The organism is Streptomyces phyllanthi (assembly GCF_009377205.1).
GTDB lineage: Bacteria > Actinomycetota > Actinomycetes > Streptomycetales > Streptomycetaceae > Streptomyces > Streptomyces phyllanthi.
Map to the genome: position 1 here is coordinate 1 of NZ_VJZE01000398.1, position 8,617 is coordinate 8,617.

The window sequence follows — 8,617 nt, forward strand, 5'->3', positions numbered from 1 at the left end:
GCGGGTAGGGGCCTGCTGAGACCGGTGCTTCCCACCGCCGTGCCACTACCGCAGGCGGCCGCCCGAATTCCGGTTGCGTAACCCCACCCCTGGCGTGAGCGTTGACGGAGTGGATGGTTAATCTGCTGATCAGTCAGTTGCGGTCGCTCTTGGGGTTGGGAGGTCGGCATGGCGGCGCTCACCTGGTTGCTGATTCCGCTTTTTGCCGCGATCGGTGCGGGGGTCTGGGGGAGCTGGGCCGGCCGGAACCGCAGCAGCATCGAGGACGGTACGGAGCTCGCGGGGTACACCCGCTTCCGCGAGGCCATGGAGAGGTCCCACTCACGCGGCTGAGCTCGCTGAACCGGCGTGTTCCTGCGGGTCGGCGTGGTACTTGCGAACCGGCCTGGACGGGCGTCCCCGGCAGTGCACTGACAGGACCGTCCCGTACTGTCGTTCCATGCCACGCCGCACCGCGACGATGCTCGCCTCCACCCTGATGCTGATCGCGCTCCTGTGCGCGGGAGTGTTCATTCCCGTGCCGTACTCGGAGATGTCGCCGGGGCCGACGGTGAACACGCTCGGGGAGCACGACGGCGAGCCGGTGCTGCAGATCTCCGGGCGCAAGACCTACACGGCGACCGGGCACCTCAACATGACCACGGTCCGGGTCACCAGCGCCGACTACAGGATGAACCTGGTCGAGGCCGTGTACGGGTGGCTGGCCCACGACAACAAGGTCGTCCCTCACGACACGCTCTACCCGGACGGCAAGACCGAGGAGGAATCGACCCAGGAGAACGCCGAGGAGTTCAGCCAGTCCCAGGAGAGCGCCAAGGTCGCCGCGCTGAAGGAGCTGGACATCCCGGTGAAGTCCTGGGTGATCGTCTCCACCGTCCTCAAGGGCTCCCCGGCGGAGGGCAAGCTGCACGCCGGTGACGTCATCAAGTCCGTCGACGGTACGACGGTCAAGGCGCCCGAGGACGTCGCCAAGCTGGTCACCAAGCACAAGCCGGGCGAGGAGGTCCTCTTCGGGATCGTGCCGGCCAAGGCCCAGGCCGAGGCGGAGAAGAAGAACAAGCCGGCGAACGAGCAGGTGACCGTCCGCATCAAGACGGCCAAGTCCGACGACCAGGGTGAGGACCGGGCGATCGTCGGGATCTCCGCCGGGACCGACCACACCTTCCCGTTCACCATCGACATCAAGCTCGCCGACGTCGGCGGGCCGAGCGCCGGCCTCATGTTCGCGCTCGGCATCTACGACAAGCTCACCCCGGGCAACCTCACCGGCGGCACGTTCGTGGCGGGCACCGGCACCATCGACGACGGCGGCAAGGTCGGCCCCATCGGTGGTATCGAGATGAAGACCGTCGGCGCGCGCGACAAGGGCGCCAAGTACTTCCTGACGCCCAAGGACAACTGCGCGACGGCCGCCAAGGACATCCCCGACGGGCTCACCCTCGTCAAGGTCGACACCATCGACGACGCACTCGGCGCCCTCAAGGACATCCGCTCCGGCGACACCGCCGACCTGCCGAAGTGCACCGCCAAGGGCTGACGGGCACCGTCCGCAACGGAACCCGGAGACCGGTTCGTACGACACCGGAGGGCGCCCTTGAAGCCCTGGGCGCCCCCGGCGTCGTACGTGAAGAAGGCCGGTCCGGGAAGACCGGTCGGCCAGGATCAGTCCGCGAAGGTCGCCACCAGCGCCTCCGCCAGGCCCGGTACCAGGTCGGATCCGGTCAGCACCTCCGTGGGCGAGTCCTTCTCCCGCAGCCGCAGCGCCGACTCCCGCGCCCCGTCCCGCAGGACCGCGACCGTCATACGGACCTCCTGCCGGTCCGGGTGCTCGGCGACCCAGGCCGCCAGCTTCTTCTCGCTCAGCCCCTGCGGAACGGACTCCTCGGCGGACGGCGGCAGCATCAGCCGCTCCACGGTGAGGGCGCAGCCGACCACCGCGTCGGGCCACGCGATCGTGCCGAGGAACTCGTCGAGCGGCTTGCCGGTGGGGATCTCGTCCTGCTCGATCGGGGTGAGCCCCGCGGTCCCGGACTCGTCCTCCAGACCGAGCTGGGCCGCCAGTGAGGGTTCCTGGGCCCGCAGTCGTGCGGTGTCGACCAGGGCGAAGAGGCGAGCGGGCTGGTCCCAGCCGAGCCCGGAGGCGTACTCGTCGATCTCGAGGACGGCCCGGGTGAGGGGACTCGCTGCCATGGGAGTGTTGGACATGGTCACAATCCTGCCTCGTTAATTACCCGAACCGGGAACCGAGTAAAGCGTGAGTAAGTTGCATAGGTGAGGCCCCTACGATCACAGCGATCACGGGCCTGGAAGATGGTCCGCGAACACGGGGGCCTGACGGATCAACAGCGAACTTCGAGGTGCGCACCTTGGCTTTCCAGATGCCGGACCGCGGCGGAGGCCCGACGGGGCCACGGATCAGAGTGGGCCGACCGTCCCGGCGTGTCCGGACCCTGCTCATGACACTGGGCGTTCTGGCCGTTCTCCTCATGGCGTTCGTCATGTTCGCGGGGTTCTGGACGGACTGGCTCTGGTACCGGTCCGTGAAGTACTCCTCGGTCTTCACGACCACCCTGTGGACCAAGATCGGACTCTTCTTCGTCTTCGGTCTGCTGATGGCGGCGGCGGTCGGCTTCAACATCTGGCTGGCGCACCGGCTGCGCCCGCCGCTGAGCGCCATGTCGATGGAGCAGCAGAGCCTCGACCGGTACCGCATGGGCATCGCGCCCTACAAGAAGTGGCTGCTCCTCGGGATCACGGCCCTGGTGGGCCTCATCGCGGGAGCCTCCGCCTCCGGCCAGTGGCGCACATGGCTGATGTGGGTGAACGGCGTCTCGTTCGGCGAACAGGACCCCCAGTTCCATCTGGACGTCTCCTTCTACGCCTTCGACCTGCCCTGGTACCGCTTCCTGCTCGGCTTCGGCTTCGCCGCCGCGATTCTCGCGCTGATCGCCGCCGCGCTCACGCACTACCTGTACGGCGGTCTGCGGATCACTTCCCCGGGGGCGCGCGCCACGGCCGCGGCCACCGGGCATCTGTCGGTGCTGCTCGGCATCTTCGTGACGCTGAAGGCGGTCGCGTACTGGCTCGACCGGTACGGGCTCGCGGTGAAGTCCAGTGACTTCAAGGCAACGGGCAACTGGACGGGCCTCAGGTACGTCGACGCGAACGCCTACCTGCCGGCGAAGACGATCCTCTTCTGCATCGCGGTGATCTGTGCCCTGCTGTTCTTCGCCACCCTGTGGCGGCGCACGTGGCAGCTGCCGCTGATCGGTTTCGGTCTGATGGTGCTCTCGGCGGTGCTGATCGGCGGGCTGTACCCGGCGATCGTGCAGCAGTTCCAGGTCAAGCCGAACGAGCAGGCCAAGGAGACCCCGTACATCGAGAAGAACATCGAGGCGACGCGCAAGGCGTACGGTATCGACGGCGTCAAGATCGACGAGATCTCGGGCACGGGCGACAACGGCGACGCCAAGCAGCAGCGGGATCAGGCCGCAGCAGCGGCGAGTTACCGGCTGAACGACCCGAACGTCGTCTCGCCGACGTTCCAGCAGCTGGAGCAGGAGCGGAAGTACTACCAGTTCCCGACCACGCTGGACATCGACCGGTACAACGGCCAGGACACGATCATCGGTCTGCGTGAGCTGAACCTCGACCGCGTCGACAAGAAGAACTGGATCAACCAGCACTTCATCTACACGCACGGGTACGGCGCGATCGCGGCCAAGGGCACGGAGATCCAGCAGGGTTCCGACGGCTCCCCGGCCTTCACCGAGCAGGGCCTGCCGACCACCGGCACCTTCAACGAGGGCTACGAGCAGCGCATCTACTTCGGTGAGAAGACCTCCCAGTACTCGATCGTGGGCGGCCCCCAGAAGGAGCTCGACTACGAGGAGGCGGGTGGCCAGAAGACGTACCAGTACCAGGGCAAGGGCGGCATCGACCTCTCGAACCCGATCAACCGCGCCGCGTACGCGACCGTTTTCAGCGAGCCGCAGATGTTGTACTCCGGCGCCATCGGCGAGGGATCGGAGATCCTCTACAACCGCACGCCCAAGGATCGCGTCGAGGCGGTCGCACCCTGGCTGACCATCGACGGGGACGCCTACCCGACCGTGATCGGCAAGCGGGTCGTGTGGGTCGTCGACGCGTACACCACCACCAACGGCTATCCGTACGCATCGCGCACGACGCTTGGCGACACCACCACGGACGCGCTCACGGACGACGACAGCCAGCGCACGGTGGTCGCCCAGCAGAACCAGGTCAACTACATCCGCAACTCGGTGAAGGCGACCGTCGACGCGTACGACGGCACGGTCACCCTGTACACGTGGGACGAGAAGGACCCGGTCCTCAAGACGTGGAAGAAGGCGTTCCCGGGCACGGTGAAGGCGAAGGCCGACATCCCGGCCGAGCTGAAGGAGCATCTGCGGTACCCGCAGGACCTGTTCAAGGTGCAGCGCGAGCAACTGGGCGTCTACCACGTCACCAACGCCGACCAGTTCTACAACGCGAGTGACGTGTGGCAGGTGCCGAACGACCCGACGAGCCGGGACGGTGTCGCCGTACCGCCGTACTACCTGTCGCTGAGGATGCCCGGCGACGACCAGCAGCGGTTCTCGCTGACGACCACCTTCACCCCGAGCGGACGGCCCAACCTGTCCGCGTACATGGCAGTGGACGCCGACGCGACCAGCGCCGAGTACGGCACGATGCGGCTGCTCAGAGTCACGGGCGAGTCCGAGGTCGACGGACCGGTGCAGTGGCAGAGCAAGTTGAGCTCGATCCCCGCGGTCCAGGAGTTCACGCGGAACGCGGAGACGTCGAAGTCGAACATGATCTTCGGCAACCTGCTCGCGGTGCCCATGGGCAACGGATTCCTGTACGTGGAACCGATCTACGTGCAGGGCAGCAACGCCGAGTATCCGCTGCTGAAGAAGGTCGCGGTGTCGTACGGAGGCACGACCGCCTTCGAGGACACCCTCGACGAGGCCCTCAACAAGGTGTTCGGGGTGGAGGGTTCGACGACTCCGCCACCGGACGAGGAGGAGGGCGACGGCACCGCTGAGCCGCCGACGAGCGACCCGACGGTCCAAGACGCCCTGGACGACGCCCAGAAGGCCTTCGAGGCGGGTCAGGAAGCCCTCAAGGAGAGCGACTGGGACGCGTACGGACGGGCCCAGGACGATCTGGAGGACGCGCTGAAGCGGGCCGAGGAGGCGCAGGCCAAGGTCAATGAGTCGCAGAAGCAGTCCAGCGAGGGGTCGGAGAAGGGGAGCGGCTGATCGCGGACCTCACCCCGCGCCGTGATACGGTTGCCGAGCAACGGCGCGGGGTGGAGCAGCTCGGTAGCTCGCTGGGCTCATAACCCAGAGGTCGCAGGTTCAAATCCTGTCCCCGCTACTGAAGTCGAAGGCCCGGATCCTCTAGGGGATCCGGGCCTTCGACGTGTGCGCCGGCCTCAGCCGCGGGCGCGCGATGAGCATGAACGCACCATCCGTCAACATCCGGTAGCCGGAACGGGATCCACGACGTGACTCCTGGCGTCTTCAGCAGTGAGCCGACAACTCGCGCGAAGTGCTGCGTCGTACGAGGTGAGTTGGTCAGAACTGTGTTTGACTTATCTCTCTGTGGGCATGTCGACAAAACGCTGAAGTGACCTCACTGGCTGCGGTATACCAGGTGTACCCAGGTTGCAGGTGGTGCGACGATGGACGTTATGGGGGACAAGGGAACTCTGTTGGAGACCGGGCGGTTTGCGCAGCCTGCCGATATTTCGCAGTCGACGGACCGGGACGAAACCGGCGAGGCTGCCGAAGAGGCACGTCAGCGACTGGCCGCCGAGGCGGGCGACGCCGAGGCGATGAGCGTCCTCGGGGCCATGCTGCTGCGCCGCGGTGATCTCGACGGAGCCGAGCCCTGGCTGCGCGCTGCCACCGCGGCGGGCGACCGTGCCGCCGCCAACAACCTGGGTGTTCTTCTGCATCAGCGCGGATACGCCGACGAGGCTGCCGGATGGTGGCGGATCGCCGCCGTCGCCGGTTCCGCGGCGGCCGCGCACGCGCTCGGGCGGCACCACCGCGAGCGCGGCGACGAGCCGGCTGCCGAGTACTGGCTGCGCCAGTCCGCGGAGCAGGGGCACGCGCTGGGCGCGTACGCGCTCGCCGATCTGCTGGAGCACCGCAGCGACGCCGGGGCCGAGCGGTGGATGCGGGCCGCCGCCGAGCGGGGGCACCGGGAGGCCGCGTACCGGCTGGCCCGGACGCTCGACCGCCGGGCGGAGGCCGAGGAGTGCCGGACGGCACGCGAGGACCGCCCGACGGGTCGGGAGGATCGTTCAGGCGCGCGCGACCAGCACAAGGACGGCCACGACAAGGACGGCCGCGACAAGGACGGCCACGACAAGGACGGCCGCGACCAGGGGAAGGGCGACAAGACCGTACCCCCCGGGGAGGCCGGCACCGACGGTGGTTCCCGGGTGCCCGTGGCCGAGGAGGCGGAGCAGTGGTACCGCCAGGCCGCCGCGCGGGGGCACCGGCGGGCCGCACTGCACCTCGGGGCGATCCTGGAGCGGCGCGGCGACCTCAAGGAGGCCGGGCGCTGGTACCTGACCTCCGCCAAGGACGGTGAGCCGCGGGCGGCGTGCGCGCTCGGGTTCCTGCTGCGCGACGCCGGGGACACCGAGAGCGCGGCCGTGTGGTGGCTGCGGGCGGCCCAGGACGGTGACGGCAACGCGGCGAACGCGCTGGGCGCGCTGCACGCCGAGCGTGGCGAGACCCAGACCGCCGAGCGGTGGTACCGGGCCGCGATGGACGCGGGCGATGTGAACGGCGCCTACAACCTCGGGCTGCTCTGCGCCGAGCAGGACAGGACCGCACAGGCCGAGCAGTGGTACCGGCGGGCCGCGTACGCGGGGCACCGCGAGGCCGCGAACGCGCTCGCGATCCTGTTGCTGCAGGTCGGGGACGCTGCCGGGGCCGAACCGTGGTTCTCCAAGGCGGCGGAGGCGGGCAGCGTCGACGCCGCCTTCAACCTCGGGATCCTGTACGCGGGGCGAGGCACCGGAAAGGACGCCGCGGACGCGCTGGTCTGGTACGAGCGGGCGGCCGCGGCCGGCCACACCGAAGCGGCGCTCCAGGTGGCCATCGCGCGGCTCCGTGAGGGCGACGAGCGGGCGGCCGAGCGGCATCTGCGGCAGGCCGCGGGCGGTGGGAGTGCCGAGGCCGCGTACCGGCTCGCCGCCGTGCTGGACGCCCGGCGGCCCCCGGCGCCCGCGCATGAGTTGGGTGAGCCCGCCCGCGAGAAGAGCGAGTGTGAGGAGTGGTACGAGAGAGCCGCGTCGCAGGGGCACCGGCGGGCCCAGGTGCGGGTCGGCATGCTCGCGGCGGCACGGGGGGACGTCGTCGAGGCGGCGCGCTGGTACCGGGAGGCAGCGGAGGCCGGCTCCCGGAACGGGGCGTTCAACCTCGGGCTGCTGCTGGCCCGGGAGGGCAGCGAGCCGGAGGCCGCCCTGTGGTGGACCCGCGCGGCGGACGCCGGTCACGGGCGGGCCGCGCTGCGACTGGCCCTGGTCTACGCGCGTCGGGGTGAGCTGGCCGAGGGGCAGCGGTGGGCTGACCGGGCCGTGTCGCTGGGTCCGGCCGAGGTCGCGGAGCGGGCGGCGCGGCTGAGAGACGCGCTGCGGGAGGAACTGTCGGCGTAGGGGCGGCCGGGCGAGAGGGGGCTCGGCCGCCCCTCCACGTAAAGCGATTTGCTCCGGCCCCTGACGCTGACGTAGTGTTGCGTTCACCGACGCGGGGTGGAGCAGCTCGGTAGCTCGCTGGGCTCATAACCCAGAGGTCGCAGGTTCAAATCCTGTCCCCGCTACTGAACCCGAGGGGTCGGAGCTCGTAAGGGCTCCGGCCCCTCGGCGTGTTTGTGGATGGTGCCTCTGAGTGGCGCGTTCGTGAGTGACTGTAAGTCGACATATTGATTTGTAGTCAGTAGGCGCCGAAGGGGCGGCGGAAAGCCCCGGCACGGGATGCCGGGGCTCAGGGAAGGTGCCGAGTGGCGTAACGCTTGGCGTTCTTACGCTGCCGCGCAGTTCGGGCACACGCCCCGGTATGTCACTTCGACGTCCGACACGGTGAAGCCGAAGCGCTCCGAGTCGGGGAGGTCGGCGAGCGGGTTGCCCGTCGGGTGCACGTCGCGGATCGCGCCGCACTGGGCGCACACCAGGTGGTGGTGCGGGCGGTGCGCGTTCGGGTCGTACCGCTTGGCGCGCTTGTCCGTGGCGACCTCGAGAACCTCGCCGAGCAAGACCAGTTCGCCCAGCGTGTTGTAGACGGTCGCCCGGGAGATCTCGGGCAGCTTGGCCACCGCTCGGGCGTGCACCTCGTCGGCCGTCAGATGGACGTGATCGCCGTCGAGGACCTCGGCCACGACGCGGCGCTGCGCGGTCATCCGCCATCCGCGTCCGCGCAGCCGTTCCAGAAGGTCGCTCATAAGTCCAGCTTAACAGCGGGGGGACCAGATTCCGAACGGGTGTGACTTTGGATCTCTACGCGACTTGGACTTTGTCCAGTGTAGGGACGATCGGGTTCAGGTTCAGGTTCAGGTTCGGGGTCGGGGTCGGGGC

6 protein-coding genes and 2 tRNA genes are annotated in these 8,617 nt (G+C 68.9%); 6 read left to right on the top strand and 2 right to left on the bottom strand.

The window, feature by feature from the left end; genetic code table 11:
- Positions 1-168: 168 nt before the first annotated feature.
- Together FNH04_RS46855 and FNH04_RS35650 are read left to right on the top strand one after the other, a co-directional pair.
- Entirely contained in the window at positions 169-333 is a 165-nt protein-coding gene (locus FNH04_RS46855) for a hypothetical protein (RefSeq protein ID WP_194236918.1), read from the top strand.
- Positions 334-439: 106 nt separating this feature from the next.
- Positions 440-1,537: a YlbL family protein gene (locus tag FNH04_RS35650; RefSeq protein ID WP_152789994.1), complete on the top strand. Its 1,098-nt coding sequence runs from the start codon at positions 440-442 to the stop codon at positions 1,535-1,537.
- 125 nt (positions 1,538-1,662) lie between these two features.
- Here FNH04_RS35650 and FNH04_RS35655 read toward each other — a convergent pair whose 3' ends face one another.
- The gene (locus FNH04_RS35655; RefSeq protein WP_152789995.1) at positions 1,663-2,205 is read right to left on the bottom strand and encodes a PPA1309 family protein; all 543 of its coding nucleotides are present in this window, start codon (positions 2,203-2,205) and stop codon (positions 1,663-1,665) included.
- A gap of 173 nt (positions 2,206-2,378) precedes the next feature.
- On the opposite strand from FNH04_RS35655, the gene FNH04_RS35660 reads away from it, so the two are divergent.
- The 4 genes from FNH04_RS35660 (at position 2,379) to FNH04_RS35675 (ending at position 7,866) form a co-directional block, all read left to right on the top strand.
- Complete coding sequence (locus tag FNH04_RS35660; RefSeq protein ID WP_152789998.1) at positions 2,379-5,285, top strand: UPF0182 family membrane protein; 2,907 nt, start codon at positions 2,379-2,381, stop codon at positions 5,283-5,285.
- Positions 5,286-5,329: 44 nt separating this feature from the next.
- A tRNA-Met gene (locus FNH04_RS35665) sits at positions 5,330-5,403 on the top strand.
- Between the two features lie 307 nt (positions 5,404-5,710).
- On the top strand, positions 5,711-7,702 hold the full coding sequence (locus FNH04_RS35670; protein WP_194236919.1) for a tetratricopeptide repeat protein: 1,992 nt from the start codon (positions 5,711-5,713) through the stop codon (positions 7,700-7,702).
- Positions 7,703-7,792: 90 nt separating this feature from the next.
- Positions 7,793-7,866 (top strand) — tRNA-Met (locus FNH04_RS35675).
- Positions 7,867-8,067: 201 nt separating this feature from the next.
- Here FNH04_RS35675 and FNH04_RS35680 read toward each other — a convergent pair.
- The gene (locus FNH04_RS35680; protein WP_152789997.1) at positions 8,068-8,484 is read right to left on the bottom strand and encodes a Fur family transcriptional regulator; all 417 of its coding nucleotides are present in this window, start codon (positions 8,482-8,484) and stop codon (positions 8,068-8,070) included.
- Positions 8,485-8,617: the final 133 nt, after the last annotated feature.